Raw genomic sequence first — 19,229 nt, 5'->3', positions numbered from 1 at the left:
ATAATAAATCTTAGGTTAGCACCAGAGTCACACACCGTTGTGAATCTGGATTTTTTAACACACACTAGCGTAAACATCAGTTAAACAGCACAGAGGCAAGCCATGTTACTCGGCATTCACCATGCAGCGATTATTTGCAGTGACTATCAAAAGTCCAAACACTTTTATGTGACTATTCTTGGCCTTAGTGTGCTTGCAGAGCATTATCGTGAGGCGCGCCAGTCCTACAAACTCGATTTACAACTACCGGATAAGAGTCAAATCGAGTTGTTTTCCTTCGACAATCCTCCCAAACGCTCTAGCTATCCCGAAGCATGCGGCCTTAGGCATCTCGCCTTTCGCGTCGCATCGATTGAAACAGCGATCGAGCATCTCACAGCACATCATATCGCCGTCGAACCCGTCCGCATTGACGAATACACAGGCAAAAAGTTCACCTTTTTTAGCGATCCCGACGGCTTACCCCTAGAGTTATATGAGCTATAACCTGAATCCTCGCTGTATTAAAATGTAAATAAAACAGCGCACTAAAATAGCGGATTCACACAACGATTAAGATGAATAAAGCTTAATTATGCCAAGGGAGTTTTAGCAGTAGACTCAATTCAGCGGCGCAGCACTAGCTCATCGTTTGACCAAAATGGCACAGTAACAGGTCGGCGCTAAACACTAATCACAGAGGAACTCGAGGTGTTTGATAATCCAGCTTTATTGTTATGGAGTTTAGTCTTTGGCCTCTTTGGTCTTGGCTTTTTCACCTACGGCAAGCGCCAAGCTGCCCCCATCCCTCTGGCCGTCGGCCTCACCCTGATGATTTACCCTTATTTTGTCACCAATCTCGCGCTGCTTATCGCCATCGGCATCGCCCTTATCGCACTCCCCTATTTTGTAAGAATATGATTTTTAATTAGTAAAAATACTCAAAGCCAGAAATGCGTTGAATGAAGGGCAGGATTAGAACAGATAAGTGAATTAAATTCGGGCCCGACTGAGAGGCGAACCATGATGTTTGCTCATCGACACGCAGCGAGTCCATCCTTGGATGCTCGACCGCCCCGTCCGTGGGGCGGACGGTCGTCTCGCTAATCATCATGGCTCACCTGTTTAGCAGCGGCGTAATCTGTTGTTTTTAAAGAAATACAGAACAGTTTGAGGACAATTTCAATTTAGTTTTTTTTGCTAACTTAGCAATTCATGAGTAACTTCACTTATGAAAAATCACCTAATTTACTGCCTAATTCCGATGATTCAGATCACTATTTAACGTATCTATATCTGAGACATTTTCTGATAGTGTTCAGGATAACCCGTGATTTCGAATAATAACCTTAAACCTTCTCTAAACGCCTCATAATCAAACTCTTTAAAATCAATAATATTCTGACCAAGTGAGTGTGATTCTCGGTTTATATATCGAATGAAAGCCTGATACTTCACTTCTTGAAGCTCTTGTTTTTGCATTACGTTGCTCAAATCTGATTTCTGCACAAAGTTAAAGAAGTATTCAACTACGTTTCTCATACAGTTTGCAATCAAAGCAGCAGGTTGATCCTTGTCATTAATCACTGACCAGTATGATTGATAGTCATTCTGTACTTCTTCATACTTCATCGTTTCAATCGTTGTGCCTTTCGTATTTTTAGATAATCGATACAGCGATTGGTTTTTTGCTCTGCGGTTGTGATTTGAATCAACAAGTTCATAAAAGAAGTAAAGACTGTGCGTGAGGACAAAAACTTGCTCCACGCCGTCAGCATTGAAGAAATCGTTCTTTATGAGCTGCCCGATATTGTAAACAAAGATATGAGACAAGCTTGAAACTGGATCGTCAATTACCGCAATTTTTTTTACGTGTGCCTCATCAGCCGTTTGTTTACCTTTAAACAATTCTCGGAAGTACAAAAAGCTAATAATCATCTTTTCACCCTCGGACAACGACAAAAAGATTGGTTCCTCTGTTCCAGTTCTTACAAGTCGATATAGGGCTTTTTCGTGCTTCTCAATATGAAAATCAGTAATCCCAATATCAACAAGGCCTTTATTGATATTTTTAATCGAATCGTCAATGTTAACTGTTTGTTTTTGTTGCTCGGTTCGTTCAGCTTCGAGTTGAACTATCTCAGTATCGACATTTTCCTTATCTGCTTTCCACTTGATTATTTTGTCATTACTGTCTTTTTTGCTTGATTCATACCCTTTGATGGTCTGATCGTATTCCCAACGAACGATTTTCCAAAACTCGTCTTTAATACGTTTCAATTCTTGCGTTGAATTAGCAATTTTTTGGTTGTGAATGCCGATGCTGGCATTAACAGCATCCACATGTTTATTAAAAGAGGCAACGTGCTCACTAAGTTCTTCCAACTCAACTTTCAGGCTTGGCGTTTGCTCTTTTTTCTGAACTTTGAGTAAATTGGATTTTAATGTTCCAGCAATTGACGCATAAGACTCTGTCATTTCTGCAAGGAACTCGATAGAAAAAGGCGATGTCTTGTAGATTTCTAAATCAGTAAGAGAATCAACTATCTTTTGGTATTTGGTAAGTATTTTGCCTATATTCTGCTTACTTTCTTCATACGTCTCATCAAAGTAGTCTTTGATCTGCGCGATTAACTCAGGCGTAATCGTCTTAGACTGGCAAAACGGACACGTTTCATCTTCAATATCATCAAGGTACTGCAAACCATCACTAACCCAGTCAGAGTTTTTCAACTGATTAATCAGTTTTGCGATTGGGCTATCTTCATTACCAATCACTATTTCTTTGAGTAGTTCTAATTCCTCTGGTAAAAGCTCTGACAATGAAATCTTTGGTAAGACGTTGTAAGTATTGGCCTTATCACCATCAATTGCAATAACTTCCTCTTTAAGCTGTTCAATCGTTTTAACTGGTTTAACGGTTGGCAAAGGGACAGAAACAAGATGATCGAACAGAACGGTTTTGTCCCCCATTAACCGTTCAAGGCAAAATTTCAGAACGCGATCACCACCAGAGTAGTTCGTCTTTATTTCCCAGGCCTTTTTTTCTGCCGTATCTTTCGCTTTCTTCAAAGCACCAATTTCTTTGTCAATGTCAGCTTGGTAGCACTTGCTTTTTTCACTCAGTTGGTCAATATCTTTACCAAGCTGCTCTACCTTTTCCTTAGCTTCTTTGTTCTCCTTGGATAGGCTAAAAATACCATTAATAGAATCTTTGGAATAAAAGTTATCTTGAATAAACTTCTGATTATAAACAAGAACCTTACACCCATCGTTTCTGTAAGAACAGTCTTTATATTTAGGATCATCGGGCGCATAAAAGTAGTTTGAGAATGTACTTTTTCCAGTACCATTTAAGCCATAAATGATGTTTACTTTTTTATCTGTATTGAGAGTTGTTGTGTTTCGATAACTTGCTACATCACCAAGGTTTATTTGTGTAATCATATTCTGCCTATACCAACTGGAAATTGAACTTATTAGTTATGTTGATTTGAAACAACCATTGATGTGCCACAAATATCATATCCACTTTTAGATTGAGAAAAAGTATGTCAAATAACGGCTCAGTAATGCGGTAAATTAATTAGGTGTAAATTAAAAAGGGAAAAAGCTTTTCGCAGAATTAACCGCGTCATGGTTAGCTAAGATTGCCATCAATAAAGCAGTGCTCTTAACGGCATAACTATCATCCTAACTAACCGTCCCTATCCCACCTTACCTATCTGACTAAATAGGCTCAAACCAATCAACTCAACTATTCTCGGCATATGGTTATACGGCGAAGTGCAAATATGCCCAGTAGCGAAAGGATTAATAGGGATAAACTGCCACCGCCGCTATAACCTTGTTTATGTTCTATGGTCGCAATATGTTCTTCTTTCACACGGGTTTTAAAGCGGGCTAATTCGGCGTCTAAATTAGTGATCATATCGTTTACCGCTAGATCAAAGCCTTCGGCGGATTTTTCACGTAACACATTGGTGACGCTCACTGCGGTTGACGTGTCGGTAAGTTGGTTAATACCAGGCGCCCTAAACAACATTTTTTGGCTACGCATATCAAATACCGCAGTGTCGACAAAGGTTTGAATCGCGTTTTCATTGCCGGGCACCATATACATGCCGACTATGGTCCAATACAGCAGTGAAGCCTTATTCTCGCTGCTTTGTAACAGTTGATCGTAAGACACCAGTGCCATCACATCGACATCGTGTAAGCGGGCAACCTGCTGCAAGGTGCTAAAACCTTTGCCATTTTTAAGGTAAGTGCTGGGAATTAATTCGATACGGTCAATAAAGTCGTATTTCACAAAAGACTGTTTCACTTTATCCAGCAAGGCGATTTGTGAGCTGCTATCGAGGGCTTCAGATTGCCAATGGGAGGAAGGTAAAAAGGCGATGCCGACCGTGATGGGAAGACGTAACACGGGAATACTGGGCTGCTGCGCCTCACGCTGTTTATCGTCGGGATAGAGATATTCAACCAGACTGCTGGAAACCACGTTTTTTTCGGTGGTGTTACCGTTAAAAAAAGCACTGCAACCACTAAGCAAGATGCTAATCGATGCCAGCGCGCCTACAAGCGCTATGAATTTTGTTTTCATCTGTTTCCCTACCGTATCCTTACTGCACACAGGCCCATGCAACCCGTGCATATTGCCGCTACCTTAGCGAGTCACTGCTGTAAAAACAAGCCGTTAACTTCACATATCGCGCTTTTGTTTGGCTTTTTAGAGGCTTAGAAACAAGCAAGCCGCATCGAAATGCGGCTTTGGCTTTGATAACGACATAAATAACATCACAAACTAATCATAATGATTATGCTGCAACCACATGCCGCTGTGCGCGAAGTGGGTGTAAACGATTATGCATTACTTTAATAGTTTCGAACTGCACCATAGTTTTAGCACCGGATAACACACATTCAGGCGATAGCAACATCACTAGCGCCGATTGTAAGGTGTTTTCGACGACTAACACTAATGCACGTTGTTTTTGGCATTTAAGCTCAAAGACTTTACCTACATCACTGTAAACGCATACATCGCTGGTATCAAAAAACCAAGATTTAGGCATTTGGGGAGTCAGCATAAAATGGGCCGCTGTCGCATTAAGGGCAATTTGCACTATTGCGGCATCGGTTAGGGATAAGTTTTTTGGCAACTTGTCGAGTAAGCTCATATAGAATTTGGCGTGCGCGATATTAAATTCCATGCTTGATAAGGCATCAGGAATTAATGATTTCGCTTTATAAGCCGTCAGAAATTCTATCTCGGAACCTAACGAAACGCCTAATACACCATACGAATCGTTATATTTCCAGTGCCAATCCTTTTGTGGCAATAATAACATAACGTTTACCTACTATTTGAACACTGCCACATCATAGTAGATATTTTATGCAATATCAAAATAAAAATAATAAAATACAAATTAATTAACAATTACTTAGAAGATCTATTTAGAGATCATAACCGCGATCTGATGATCGTTTTAGATCGCGGTTATGATAAAAGATCTTGTTTTAGATCCTTAGTGAGATGTAAAGATCATTATTTTAAGCGATAAGCTTCAACTATCTCTTTAATTAACTTTGGACCTTGATAAATAAAACCAGAGTAAATCTGAACCATTGTCGCACCGGCATCAAATTTTGCTAAGGCATCTTCAGCACTATTAATCCCTCCCACACCAATAATTGGAAGTTTTCCCTGTAAAGAAGTCGCCAATTGTTTAATCACTTTTGTTGACAGTTCTGTTAAAGGTTTACCGCTTAAACCACCGCTTTCATTAGCATTGGTAAGCCCGCTAACACCGTCACGAGTTAAGGTTGTATTGGTCGCAATTGCACCATCAAACTGATTTTTAATTAATGCTTGAGCAATATTTTCAATTTCTTCTGTGGTTAAATCGGGAGCAATTTTAAGGGCTATTGGTACATATTTTTTATGTTTCTCAGCTAGCTCAAGTTGCTTGGTTTTTAATGCGCTTAATAATTCATCTAATAGATCGCCATATTGCAACGATCGTAATCCCGGCGTATTGGGTGATGAAATATTCACCGCAATATAGGCGGCATAAGGATAAACTTTATCCATGCAGATCAAATAATCGTCTTTCCCCTGCTCTACTGGCGTGTCTTTATTTTTACCTATATTGACCCCAACCATGATATCGGTTTTCTTTGCGATCAAATTTTTGACCAGATTATCGACACCTTTGTTATTAAAGCCCATGCGATTGATAATCGCCTTGGCGGGTTTTAATCTAAATAAACGGGGTAGATCATTACCGGGCTGTGGTCTTGGAGTAACAGTTCCCACTTCCACATGACCAAATCCCATCGCATGAAAAGCATCGATCGACTCACCATCTTTATCCATACCTGCGGCTAAACCCACAGGATTTGGAAACGTCAGCCCCATAAAACTCACTGGCGCAGGAGCAATATGCTGAGCATAAAAAGCATTCAGAGGGCTATTACCTGTCATTCTCAGGCTACCAATGGCTAAATTATGCGCTCGCTCAGGATCCATCTGAAACATGACTTTCTGTGCGATTTTATAAAACATGTACTTTCCTCGACCTAAAAAAAGCCCCGGCGATCGCCAGGGCTTCTGATTGTTATAAAAGTTTACTTTTGCCCTTCGCAGTGAAGGATCAGAAGGTTAAGTTCACGTAGGGCGACAGAGAACTTAGCAAACTCATGGCTTTGCGACGTTTTAAAGTCAGCTAGCATATGGAACCATCTTTCCAGTAAGGCTTGATTAGTATCAATCCACTGGGAAATCACGCTCTGTGCGTTACAGGTTGCACTGCACGTTCTTAAAACCACTGACGTTAACGCACGTTGCTGCCAATCCAGCTCTTCCCTAAAGGCTGCACGGGCCAGTGCTTGCCAATGGTTAGTAACTGGTTGCGCACTGATCTGTTCTAGGAACCAGTGCAGCTCAACACGGGCACCGAGTTTGAAATAAGTCTCGGCAACAAGCGCAACTGTCTTCTCTTCTGTCTGCGCAATTTGCGCAATATCAAGTGTAGAGAACAGTGTGCTCATATTAGCAACGGTAGAGGCAACATCCTGAGGCACATTCTCTTTAATCAGAGCATTGATCTCAGCTTGGATACCTGCCGCTTCTTCTTCGACTAAGTATGAATGAACATTCGCTTTGAGTTGTTCAAATACAGGTTTGAAGAAGGCAACAGTTTGCTCAATGCTCCAACTACGGTTACGGTGACGCAGGAACCAGCGGCATGCACGACGCATATTACGACGTAACTGGTGCAACATTTCACCTTGAACCACAGCAGGTACAATACCGTTTAAGTCAGTGATTGATTTAGTTAGTTCAGCTAAACCAAAGACTTCGCGAGCCATAGTGTAACAAATCGCCGCATCGGCAACTGAGGCACCTGTCTCATCTTGCATACGTTGAACAAAGTTCAGCCCCATGTCGTTGACCAACTCGTTGGCCAGCGATGTAGCAATGATTTCACCGCGCAATGGGTGCGTAACCATTTTATGACTGTACAGTTCCTGAAGTTTTTTCGGGAAGTATGCAATCAACAATTGGCTCAACAATGTATCTTCAGTGATTTCAGGGGTGAGTAACTGCTCTTTCAGCACCATCTTAGCGTAAGCCACCAGCACTGATAGCTCTGGACGCGTTAATGCACGGCCATTAGCTAGACGTTCTGCCAGTTCTTCTTCCGAAGGTAAGAATTCTAACGCACGGTCTAACTTGCCTTCTTTCTCCAGATACTGGATAAAGCGAATTTGCTCTTTTAGTTGTTCTGCACCACGGACTTGAGTCACCGAAATCGTGCGAGTTTGGTCTTTACAGTCTTGTAGAACAATTTGACCCACTTCTTCGGTCATCTCTTCCAGTAAACGGTTACGTTGCTTGAGTGTCAATTCACCCTCAGCCACTAACGCGTTTAACAGAATCTTGATGTTTACTTCGTTGTCAGAACAATCTACACCACCTACGTTATCCACGAAGTCAGTGTTGATACGACCGCCGTTGGCCGCGTACTCAATACGACCTAATTGGGTACAACCTAAGTTACCACCCTCGCCCACGATCTTGGCGCGCAGTTCACGACCATTGACGCGCAGTGCATCGTTAGCGCGGTCGCCGACTTCAGCATTGGTTTCGCGGGAAGACTTAACGTAAGTACCGATGCCACCGTTCCAAATCAGATCGACTGGCATTTTCAGCAGCTCTTTCATCAACTCGGTTGGTGTCATCGACGCCTTTTCAGTTTCCAGCATTTGCTTCATTTCAGCAGATAATGGAATCGACTTAGATGAACGCAGGAAGATGCCGCCACCTTTAGAGATCAGTTTGCTGTTGTAGTCTTCCCAGCTTGAACGTGGCAGTGCGAACAAACGGGCACGCTCTTCATAACTGGCGGCAGCATCTGGATTTGGATCGATAAAGATATGCATATGGTTGAATGCAGCCACAAGTTTTGTGTGCTTAGACAACAACATACCGTTACCAAATACGTCACCCGCCATATCGCCGATACCTAAACAGGTAAAGTCGGTAGTTTGGCAATCGATACCCACTTCGCGGAAATGGCGCTTAACAGATTCCCAGCCACCTTTAGCCGTGATACCCATTTTCTTATGGTCGTAACCGTTACTACCACCCGATGCGAACGCATCACCTAACCAGAAATTGTATTCTTGGGAAATGGCGTTAGCGATATCAGAGAAGGTCGCAGTGCCTTTATCCGCAGCCACAACGAGATATGGATCATCCTCATCATGACGCACCACATCTACTGGATGTACGATTTCACCGTTAACGATGTTGTCAGTAATATCGAGCAGTGCACGAATAAAGATGCGGTAGCACTCTTGGCCTTCAGTGAAGAACGCCTCACGGCCCCCTTCAGTTGGCAGCTGCTTACAAACGAAACCACCTTTTGCCCCTACAGGGACAATAACGGTGTTTTTCACTTGCTGTGCTTTCACTAAGCCAAGCACTTCGGTACGGAAGTCTTCACGACGGTCAGACCAACGCAAACCACCACGAGCCACTTTACCACCACGTAAATGCACACCTTCAACCCGTGGCGAATAAACGAAAATTTCGAATTTCGGTAGTGGGCGTGGCATTTCAGGGATCATCGAAGGCATAAACTTGAAGGAGATATAGCTCTTCGGTTCACCCTTAGCATCTAATTGATAGAAGTTTGTCCGCAGCGTAGCGTTAATCAGATCGAGGTAACGACGGATAATACGGTCATCATCTAAGCTCGATACTTCGTCTAAACGTAGGTTGATCTGCTCCATAAACTTGCCCAATGTGCGGGTTTTCAGTTTTGGATTGAACTTACGGATAAACATTTTTACCAACAAATCAGCGATTTGTGGATAACGACCGAAGGTTTCTTCAATATAGGCTTGGCTGAATGTCGCATCGATTTGACGCATGTATTTAGCGTAAGCACGCAGTACGGATACTTCACGGCCCGTTAAACCTGACGCCAGAATGATACGGTTAAAACCGTCGTCTTCTAATTTCTTTTGCCACACTTGAGACAGTGCCGTTTGGAATCTGTCTTGGCTATCGGCGATATTGTCAGTATTGGCGACTTTGACCGTCATTAAGAAGTCTAAGATCCAGAAGGTTGAACCGTCTGAGGTCGTCACTTCATAAGGGCGCTCGTTGATCACGCGCAGACCAAAGTTTTCCAGCATTGGCAGTACGTCAGAAAGATGGATTGGTTCATCTTTATGGAACAGTTTTAAACGCACTTTGTTGTCGTTCAGCGCAGCTTCCTGCGGTTGATAGAACAACATGCCTAACTTGTGTTCGTCATCTAGCGCTTCAAGCTGTTGCATATCCACAACGGCCGAGCTTGGCAATACATCTTCTTTATAGCTTTGTTCGAAGGCGTTAGCGTAACGCTTCATCAGATGAGTACCGGCTTCTTCACCTAAGGCGTTATTTAGCGCAGTATTTAACTTATCTTCCCAAGAACGTGCCGCTTCAATTAAATTGTTCTCTATTGCAGCCACATCTACATCCATATTATTGTTATCAACTTTGACAATGTAGTGAGTACGGGCTAGGGTCGACTCGGAGAAATACGTCGTAAACTCTACATCTTCTTTACTGTTGAAATGCTGGGCCAGAATACGCTGGGTATCTTGGCGAAGTTTAGTGTTGTAACGATCTTTAGAAACATACACTAAACAGGATAAAAAACGCCCGAAACCATCTTTACGAACAAAGAGTTTCAGTTTATCCCTGTCTTGCATCTCGAGCACACCGTGCGCTGTGTGTGCTAAATCTTCCACATTGGCTTGAATTAGCTCATCGCGCGGTAAGTTTTCGAGAATGTTCAGTAGGGCTTTATAATCGTGAGAACGTGGCGTTAAACCTGAGCGATCTAATACACGTTGAACTTTTTCGTTCAGCAGCGGGATCTCACGTGGGCTGCGGTTATACACGTTTGAAGCGTATAAACCGATGAATCTGTCTTCACCAACCACATTGCCTTTTTTGTCGAAGCGTTTGATACCGATATAGTCAACATAGGCTGGACGGTGCACACGGCTCTTGGCGCTGCTCTTCGTCAGGATCAACAAACTGTGATCTAAGGCTTCTTTACGCGCACTATCAGAAAAACTTGATAGTAACAAACCTTGCTCTGGTTGAGCCTTATGGTGCTTGTTCATTAAGCCTAAACTCGAGGCCATATTCGGCACCAACTCAACATCCCCTTCAACACGTTTTAAATCGTATTGACGGTAGCCCAGTAAGGTAAAATGATGATTATTAAGATAAGTTAGGAAGTTAATCGCTTCTTCTAACTCTTGCTTCTCACCGGGGAATGGACGCTTAGGCAGGTCTTTAATAGTCTCACTCAGCTTAGCTGACATGGCTTCCCAGTCATTAACTGATGCGGCGACATCGCCAAGCACTGATTGGATTTCACGCTCAAGGGCTTTGATATCCGCGCTACTGTTTTGACGATCGATTTCAATCAGGAAAACCGCCACCTGCTCAGTGCTGTCAGGGCTTTGCTTCAAGTAGGTTACTTTAGTGACTTCTTGCGCTGAACGCTCAATCGCCAGCGGAGTGTGTAACATCATATGGGCCGTAATACCCATGCGATTCAATGCCATACCAACAGAATCAACCAAGAATGGCATATCAGGTTGGATGACTTCAATGATCGAATGGGTCGATTGCCAGCCGTGTTTAGACTGACTTGGGTTGAATACTCTGAGGTGAGTTTCCCCTTTCGGGGTTTTATTCAGTGCATTCCATAAACTGAGAACGGCACCGTACAGATCGCTGTCATTACGCGCATTGAGGTCGTCTTTCGACATGTGGGCATAAAGGCAGGTCGCGAACTGTTCAACTTGCTTGGCTTGTGAATTAGGGACTTTAGCGTGAATTAAACTGACTACATTTTCAAGTAGTACTGAAGGCATTGCATCTTTCAAGGCCATGTTGCTGTTTCCTTAAGCGTCTATGGCAGCGCTTTTTTTCATTATTTGGATGCTTCGGCTTAACAATCTGAGAAAAGCGAGTGTGATCTAGATCGTCGCGCGAAGTTTATTACTAAATCCTCTGTATTTCGAGGAAAATTTTAGTGGTACATCCTCTTGAAATCCAGTCGCCACGCGATTAAAGCACACAAAATGACCAAACAATCGTAAAAACAGACTATCTATGCAAAAGAAAATGGGGAGTTAAACTCCCCATTCATTGATACTACTTAGCTTGTCGCCAAAACACTGCCGACAACGCTGGCAAGATAATTATTGCCCCCAACATATTTACCACAAACATGAAAGTAAGCAGGATCCCCATATCCATTTGGAACTTTAGCGCCGAGAAAAACCAAGTGCTTACCCCAATCGCCAAGGTTAAGCCGGTGAATATCACTGCACTGCCCCGCTCGACTAAGGCTTCATAGTAGGCTTGTTGAACTGGCATCCCATTCGACAACTTGGACGACATGGTCGACAGGATATAGATACCATAGTCGACCCCGATGCCGACACCAAGGGCGATAACGGGTAAGGTACTAACAGCTAAGCCAATATTGAGCTGAGTCATCAACGCTTGCGCCAGTGTCGAGACCACATAAAGTGGAATAATCACCGCTACCGTTGCCTTAAATGACTTAAAGCTGATAAGGCAAAGTACAAATACTGCGCCATACACATAGATCATCATAGGTAATTGGGCTTCAGCAACGGCTTCATTGGTTGCGGCCATCACTCCCACTGGGCCAGAGGCTAGCTTAAATTGCAGCTTATCATTATTCATTTTGGCCGCGACCGCTTTCACCTTGGCAACCACAGTCTCAATGGTTTCTGCTTTATGATCCTGCATAAATAAATACACTGGCATCACCGAGCAATCACCATTTAACAAGCCTGACGTCGTAGGAATTTGACCAATCGCCTGCACTAAACTCGCCGTTGTACGCGGCAACACTTCCCATCTTGGATTGCCTTCGTTAAAACCTGCGTTTACCTTTTTCGCCACGGATGCCAAGCTAACGGTTGACTCAACGCCAGGAGTATTACGTACCAACCACTCAAACTCATCAATCTGGGTCAATACATCGTGATAGGTACAGGCTTCTGGAGTAGCTTCAACTATCACAGTCATTACATCCGTGGTGATAGAGAAGTGGTCGGTAATAAAGAAAGTATCTAGGTTATAACGTGAATCTTGGTGCAGAGCAGGCGCGCCGCCTTGTAGATCACCAATTTTCATCTGGTTTGCCTGTTGCAGCCCCAAAAAATACAAGGCTATCGTTGCCACTATCACTACCATCGCATATTTAGGCGTAGCAAATTTTGCTAGGTAGCGCCAAATCGCCTCGGCACGCACTTCATCCGATGATGGCCCGGCACCTTGTGGCGCAACTTTGAGCTCAGTAAAGGAAATCACTAGCGGTAACAGGATAAGGTTAGTGAAAATAATCACACCGACACCTAAGGATGCCGAAATCGCTAGCTCTCTAATAATACCAATATCAATGGAGAGTAACGTAATAAAACCCACTGTATCAGACAGTAATGCTACGCCACCGGGGACGAGTAAGCTACGAAACGCCGAAGCCGAGGCCGCCTTGGTCGTTTGTCCATCCATTACCCGACGTCTTACCGCGTTAATAATCTGTACACCGTGACTAACACCAATCGCAAACACCAGAAATGGCACCAGAATCGACATCGGATCGAGACCGAAACCAATTACCGTTAATAAACCGAGCTGCCAGATCACCGCAGTTAAGCTACAGACGAGAGGGAATATTGTCAGAATAATCGATTTAGAAAACAGATAAACCATTACAGCCGTAACGAAAATGGCTATCACAAAAAACAGCAATACGCCTTTGGCGCCATCGGCCACGTCCCCCGCCATCTTGGCAAAACCAATGATATGGATTTTCACCTTGTCGGTTTCATACTTACCGCGAAGCTCCTTCTCCAGCTGAGCGGCAAAGGCGATGGTATCTAAGGGTTTACCCGTTTGTGGATCAAAGTCCATCAACTGGGCCGACACCATAGCAGCACTGTAATCATTGGCAATCAAACGTCCTACAATGCCTGCTTTTTCGATGTTATCGCGCACCGTATTCAAACCCGCTTCAGTGGTCGTAAAATCGGCGGGGATCACAGGGCCGCCAGCAAAACCATCTTCGACAACCTCAGTAAAACGAGTCGAAGGTGAAAACAAGGACTTCACCTGCGAGCGGTCAACACCGGGAATAAAAAATAGCTGATCATGGACATTTTTAAGGGTATCAAAAAAGTTAGGGTTAAAAATATTGCCGCTGGTGTCTTCCACCGCCACCATAATACTATTGGCGCCACCAAAATCTTTTTGGTGTTTGAGGTAGGTTTGCATATAGCTATGATTGAGCGGAATATTTTTAATGAATGCCGCATCCATTTTTAATTGGCTTGCCTGGTAGCCCAAAAAAAACGTCAGCAAAATAAAAATGCTCACCACCCAAGCGCGGTTGCGGAATAAAAATGACTCAAATCCGTTGACCAGTTTTTCTAACATCTTATCGGCCCTGTTATTGTTGTTTTATAATTTATGGCTTCAGAGTGAGTAGCCCTTGGCTACCCGATAACCACACATTCCCTTGGTTATCTTTGGCAATTGAAACTAAGTTTTCCCCTTGGCGACGAGTGACAATACTCGAACTATCATCCTTATTTAACTGGATAACCACGCCAGCATTTCCCACTAGATAAAGGCTAGTGTCCGAGCTAACCATGGCGCCGTTGATGGATGATTTAACTGGCATCTCAATCTCATCCCATTGGCCAAGACTCAAATCCGCCTTAAAAACATGCCCCCTAAGCCCCATTACGTAGACTGAATCCTGCAATTGGATAGCATTGAACATAGAGCCATCGTAATCAAACCCTGTGCGGGTAAAGGTTTGGCCTTTATCAGCCGACACCGCCACTAAACCAAGCTCTCCGACTAATAATAAGCGGCCATCATTAAGCTCAATCATCCGATTAAAATGTGGCAATAATGAAGCGCGCTCGGTCAGATAAGCGTCTTGGTCGCTATTTTTTAACTCAGCTAAATAGGACACATCTTCTTCGGCCAGTAACTCTTCATGGAATTCCTCAGCCCAATTTGCGCCACCATCACGGGTGCGATAGAAAAGCCCGTAGGCACCAATCGCTATGCCCTCTTGTTCATTTAAAAACAACACATCAAGGAAAGGCTTTTCAATTTCAGTCGACTGCATTTGTAACGACCAAGTTTGGCCGCCATCTTGAGTGTGCAAAATGGTGGCATCGTGACCGACAGCCCAACCGAGTTTTTCAGTTAAAAAGAAAACCTTTGTTAACTGAACCGAAGTTGGCGTCGGGACTTGTTGCCATTTGTCATTGAACACTAACACATGACCACGCTCACCCACGGCAACCAAATGCTGTCCAGCGTGTGCAATATCGAGCACTAAAGAAGATGCGGCCAACGGCTGGATTTGTGGAAAACGCTCTGGCACAGCAGAAAACAACGGGGAAGAAAATAAACAACCAACACTTATCGCAGCGACACATTGAAGGATGCGAAACGACATACAAACTTCCTTAAACTAATGAGGGGCGCTTAGCGCCCCTTTTACCGTGGCTGATTAACGAATACCTTCACGACGCAGCGCATCTGGGGTGAAGTTCGCTTCACTCAGTTTGGCATCGAAATTATACATACCGCTCTGGTTGTCTAAGCCCATAGCTAAGTAACGACGGGACTGCAAATCATGGAACACTTCTAAGGTATCCCACTGGGTAGGTACTTCGTAATAGTTCAAACCATGGGCAACCGCCACACGATAAAGTTCATTACGGTTGTCATACAGATCGGCAATCGATACCTGCCAAGAGTCTTCATCAAGATACATCACGCGGGTTTTATAGATATGGCGCATACCGTCTTTCAGTGTCGCCTTAACTTCCCACACGCGGTGTTTTTCCCAACGGACGAACTCAGGATTGATATGACCGGGTTTTAAAATCTGATCATATTTCAGCTTATCTGAATGCAATTTGTAGTCGTTGTAAGGAATATAGATTTCTTTCTTGCCCACAAGCTCCCAGTTGTAGCGCACGGGTGAGCCGTTAAACATGTCGAAATCGTCAGTGGTGCGCAGACCATCGGATACGGTACCCGGTGTATCAAAGGCAACGTTTGGTGCTTTACGCACGCGGCGCTGACCTGTGTTATAGGTCCATGCCTGGCGCGGTAAAGCTTCTTGATCCATGGTTTCTTTAACTAGCAGCGCAGTACCCGCTAAACGTGCAGGTTGAGTCACTACTTGTTTAAAATAAAACAAGGTGTTGCTCGCTTTTAACTGATCTAAAGTAATCTCAGGACGAGAATATTCGAAACGGATTTCCTCGGCAGTTTCCACTAAGGTGAAACTACCATCAGCTGTCGGTGCCGCTTGGCTACGTGAGGTTTCAACATCCACACCACGGAAGCGTAGAATATGGTTCCAAATCGCTTCTAAACCGTTAGCCGGAATAGGGAATGGAATACCAATCGATGCACCCGAAATACCATTACCTTGCGCCACCAATTCGGCACGGGTCGCATTGGCTTTGGTCGCATCGTAAACAAATTGCGGTACGGAAGCACTACGACGAGTCTTGTACACATTCATCTTGTAAGTATCAGGATAAAGCTCAAATAATTTCATCTGACCTGGGGTCAAAAAATCTTTATATTGCGCTTTGTTTGCATTGGTAATGGTAAATTCAATCTTATCTTCAGGAAAAGGATCAGGATGATGCATCCCCTTAGTGTAACCCGCTACTGGCTTAGTAATACCACCATCCCATGCGGGGATAGAACCATCAGCATTTCCAGCCTTTTCAGCACCTAATGGGGTTAATTCGTTACCCAGTTTTGCGGCCTCGACTTCGGATACTTTAGCCATCGCTGCTGGTGCTACAAGTGCCATAATGACCGCACTTGCCAATATCGACAGTTTCTTCATTGTTATAGTCCTTTAGATCGAATACTTGATATTGAATGAAATATAATCACGATCTGCCATCGCGTTGGTTGTACCTACACCACCAAAGAAGTTGTTGTAGGACAGATCGGCCCCCCAACGGTTTTGGTATTCAAAGTTCAGACCCAAAGCGACTGACTTGCGTCCCTCAGTGAAGAGGAACATAGGATCTGGTGTAATACCATCAACATCGTGCGAGAAAATCATCCTTGGAGACATGTTTACACCCGCAAACAAGTTGTTGAACTCAGCTTTAGCTACAAGGCGATATCCCCATGCGAAATCGGTTGGGAATGGGTTTGTTTCAGGGCCGTTATGCAACGCTTGAATAATGCCTGGCATATCAGGATTACCGCCAGAACGCGCCGTTCCCGGACCATTTAAGCGCAATTCATCAAACCCAGGCATATCATGGATCCACACCCCGCCAACTTCAGCTAACATCGTCAGGTTATCTAGGCCCAATGTAGGACCAAATAGGTGAGTGAAAGTGACTTGCGCCTGAGTCGTATCTAAGCGGATAAAGCCGTCAACGGTATCACCAGGCTTTACTCCATCAATTTGTGAAATACCGTCGAAATCGGGGCGAATACCGGCATTTGCTAACTGCTGAGGCATACCTGCGAACAGTAGTTCTACGTCATCAATTTGCAGTGGTTCATCTTGGCGGTGGGCAATTTCAGCACCGACTGAAGTATCGCCTAGTGAAGTGTTAAAACTGAAGCCATAAAGCTTGATGTCTTCAGGGTACACAATTTGCGCTTTAGAGAAACTCTTTAAGCTGAGCAGTAATTCGCGGTTGATATCACCCGCATTTTGCCCCAGAACCGCTAAGTCAGATAGCAGTGCACCAGTGCTAAAATCGGCGGCTGTACCGCTGATCAGCGGACGGCGGCTATGGTAGTTCATAAAATAGAAACCAAACTCGGTATCGCCCAATTCAGGCGCGTAATACCCCAATTTGACACCATATTGGCCATCATTACTTGGCTCTTGTTCATCTTGCACTAAAGTGACTTTAGTAGGATAAGCTAATGCCATCGCGACGAGCTGTTGCGTTGGAATTGTCTGACCACTGGCAATCATCCCTGCTAGACGTTGATATTCCTGCATCACAAAGTCTAAGTTGATATCAGGGTTGGCGTTAAAACCTAACTGTGCGTTTTGATTGTAGCCACCAAAGCCAGCAAAATCGTTAGTCGCAAAAATTGAACCGGGCGTTGGCACCCAAATAGGTTCCCAATCATATTGATAGAAAGCTTCTACCGATAAGTTTTCTGTGATCCCAAGAGAAGCCCACACCATCCCCTGAGGTCTAAAGGCTTCTTTCAGTTCTGCACCGGGAGCATTAAGGATGTTCAAATCAACAGGGTTAATCTCACCAATACCATGGGCGATAAGAGTACTTTCCCCCCAAGAAACCACTTGGTTACCTAAACGGATAGAGAGTGGGTTGGCACCGTCATTTAAATCAAAATTCGCATAAACAAAGGCATCTAACAGACGGATGTCCTTACATTGCACTTCTGAAGCACGATTATCCTCACAAGGATCGAATTCTTTGCCTGTTATCGGATCATTGAAGTCATAGTTACCATCGTTTAATTTACGATCGTAAAAATACATGCCACGAGCAAACAGACCATAGTTCTCATACTTCAGGGACAGCTCATGTAATCCTTTAACGATCTCAGAAGTAGTATCACCCTGAGAATAAAGCAAATTACTTAAATCGTTATTGCTTGAATAGGAGCCTGGCTGTGCCCAAATCTCAGCAGATGTGTATTTAGTATTGCCAAACGCAGTATAATTCGACCAATCAAATTGTGGCTGGTTAACTTTACCAATTTGTCCATCCCAATCGCGCTCACCGACACGCCAACTGGCACCCGCCGTCCACGTTGAGTCAAACGAGCCTTGTACCTCCCCCCAATCGAACGCAACCGCATTAACATTCGATATCATCAACAAACTCAATGCCGACGCCACCCCCAAAGCAAGCGCCGACTTGTTAAAACTTTTTTTAACAATTTTCATTTTAGCTCTCCGTACCCTGCTGGATTCTTTGTTTTAGGAATTACAACCAACATCTTGTTAGCTCACAGGTAACATCATTGTTACAGCAATTAATCCCTATGAGCAAGGCACAGTTAGAGAAAATTTTCTAAAGAATTAAGCACGTAGACACATTTATGTCATCGAGTACAAAGATGGGATTTAAATTAGTAAAGCAGAAGATTGGAATACTGAGGCAAAACAAGATAAAAAATCATAAATTTCATTAACATAATCACAAAGAAATTGTCATGTTTTATTAATTGTAATTAGTCGACCGTTTAAAGTAATTACTCTAAGGCAAAATCAACAATTTGTTTCTACAACCGCTCCAATGACACAAATTGACCTTTATCGTCGAGCACGAGTTTAAACTGCCCATGAATACCATTTTCAGTTAAAAAACGCCTAAAATGTCGCCCGCTAATCCAAAGGATCCGCCCTTGACGTTCACGCACTTCAACTTTATCGGCCAGCCCTTGATAGTAAGGTAAAAAATCTTGATAGCTAAGGGTTAACTTAAAATACAATTCCATATTGATAAGGGCAGCAAAATGCTGCCCTCCTCCTCTAATTAACCTGAACTCGGGGTAACGAGTGTCGAAAAACCTAAATTTAATAAACTAAATCAATGCTATAAATGATTATTTT

Annotated in this window: 12 protein-coding genes; 2 read left to right on the top strand and 10 right to left on the bottom strand. The window is 43.5% G+C overall.

Going from position 1 to position 19,229, the window contains the following annotated elements:
* Positions 1-102: 102 nt before the first annotated feature.
* Together MMG82_RS01235 and MMG82_RS01230 are read left to right on the top strand one after the other, a co-directional pair.
* The gene (locus MMG82_RS01235) at positions 103-486 is read left to right on the top strand and encodes a VOC family protein (protein WP_144345533.1); all 384 of its coding nucleotides are present in this window, start codon (positions 103-105) and stop codon (positions 484-486) included.
* Between the two features lie 204 nt (positions 487-690).
* Positions 691-900 (top strand): hypothetical protein, encoded by a 210-nt coding sequence (locus MMG82_RS01230; RefSeq protein ID WP_047537660.1) that lies wholly within the window; start codon positions 691-693, stop codon positions 898-900.
* Between the two features lie 369 nt (positions 901-1,269).
* Here MMG82_RS01230 and MMG82_RS01225 read toward each other — a convergent pair whose 3' ends face one another.
* The 10 genes from MMG82_RS01225 to MMG82_RS01180 all read right to left on the bottom strand — a co-directional run bounded on the left by MMG82_RS01225 (position 1,270) and on the right by MMG82_RS01180 (position 19,114).
* The gene (locus MMG82_RS01225) at positions 1,270-3,426 is read right to left on the bottom strand and encodes an AAA family ATPase (protein WP_047533994.1); all 2,157 of its coding nucleotides are present in this window, start codon (positions 3,424-3,426) and stop codon (positions 1,270-1,272) included.
* A 310-nt stretch (positions 3,427-3,736) separates the two neighbouring features.
* Complete coding sequence (gene rhlP, locus MMG82_RS01220) at positions 3,737-4,585, bottom strand: rhombotarget lipoprotein (RefSeq protein WP_047533992.1); 849 nt, start codon at positions 4,583-4,585, stop codon at positions 3,737-3,739.
* Between the two features lie 214 nt (positions 4,586-4,799).
* Entirely contained in the window at positions 4,800-5,333 is a 534-nt protein-coding gene (locus tag MMG82_RS01215; protein WP_037419319.1) for a cell division protein ZapC, read from the bottom strand.
* Positions 5,334-5,533: 200 nt separating this feature from the next.
* Positions 5,534-6,553 carry a quinone-dependent dihydroorotate dehydrogenase gene (gene pyrD / locus MMG82_RS01210; protein WP_047533991.1) on the bottom strand — a complete coding sequence of 340 codons (1,020 nt, stop codon included), beginning with the start codon at positions 6,551-6,553 and terminating at the stop codon, positions 5,534-5,536.
* 62 nt (positions 6,554-6,615) lie between these two features.
* Entirely contained in the window at positions 6,616-11,460 is a 4,845-nt protein-coding gene (locus MMG82_RS01205; RefSeq protein ID WP_037419313.1) for an NAD-glutamate dehydrogenase, read from the bottom strand.
* A gap of 265 nt (positions 11,461-11,725) precedes the next feature.
* Positions 11,726-14,044 (bottom strand): MMPL family transporter, encoded by a 2,319-nt coding sequence (locus tag MMG82_RS01200; RefSeq protein WP_047533990.1) that lies wholly within the window; start codon positions 14,042-14,044, stop codon positions 11,726-11,728.
* A gap of 31 nt (positions 14,045-14,075) precedes the next feature.
* Positions 14,076-15,086: a YCF48-related protein gene (locus MMG82_RS01195; protein ID WP_055648419.1), complete on the bottom strand. Its 1,011-nt coding sequence runs from the start codon at positions 15,084-15,086 to the stop codon at positions 14,076-14,078.
* 54 nt (positions 15,087-15,140) lie between these two features.
* Positions 15,141-16,505: a DUF1329 domain-containing protein gene (locus MMG82_RS01190; RefSeq protein WP_037419306.1), complete on the bottom strand. Its 1,365-nt coding sequence runs from the start codon at positions 16,503-16,505 to the stop codon at positions 15,141-15,143.
* Positions 16,506-16,517: 12 nt separating this feature from the next.
* Entirely contained in the window at positions 16,518-18,560 is a 2,043-nt protein-coding gene (locus MMG82_RS01185) for a DUF1302 domain-containing protein (protein ID WP_037419303.1), read from the bottom strand.
* A 338-nt stretch (positions 18,561-18,898) separates the two neighbouring features.
* Entirely contained in the window at positions 18,899-19,114 is a 216-nt protein-coding gene (locus MMG82_RS01180; RefSeq protein WP_037419300.1) for a DUF2835 domain-containing protein, read from the bottom strand.
* Positions 19,115-19,229: the final 115 nt, after the last annotated feature.

The organism is Shewanella sp. MM_2022_3 (assembly GCF_022557375.1).
GTDB lineage: Bacteria > Pseudomonadota > Gammaproteobacteria > Enterobacterales > Shewanellaceae > Shewanella > Shewanella xiamenensis.
The sequence above is the reverse complement of the archived record's forward strand: the minus strand, read 5'-3'. Positions and strand labels throughout refer to the sequence as shown.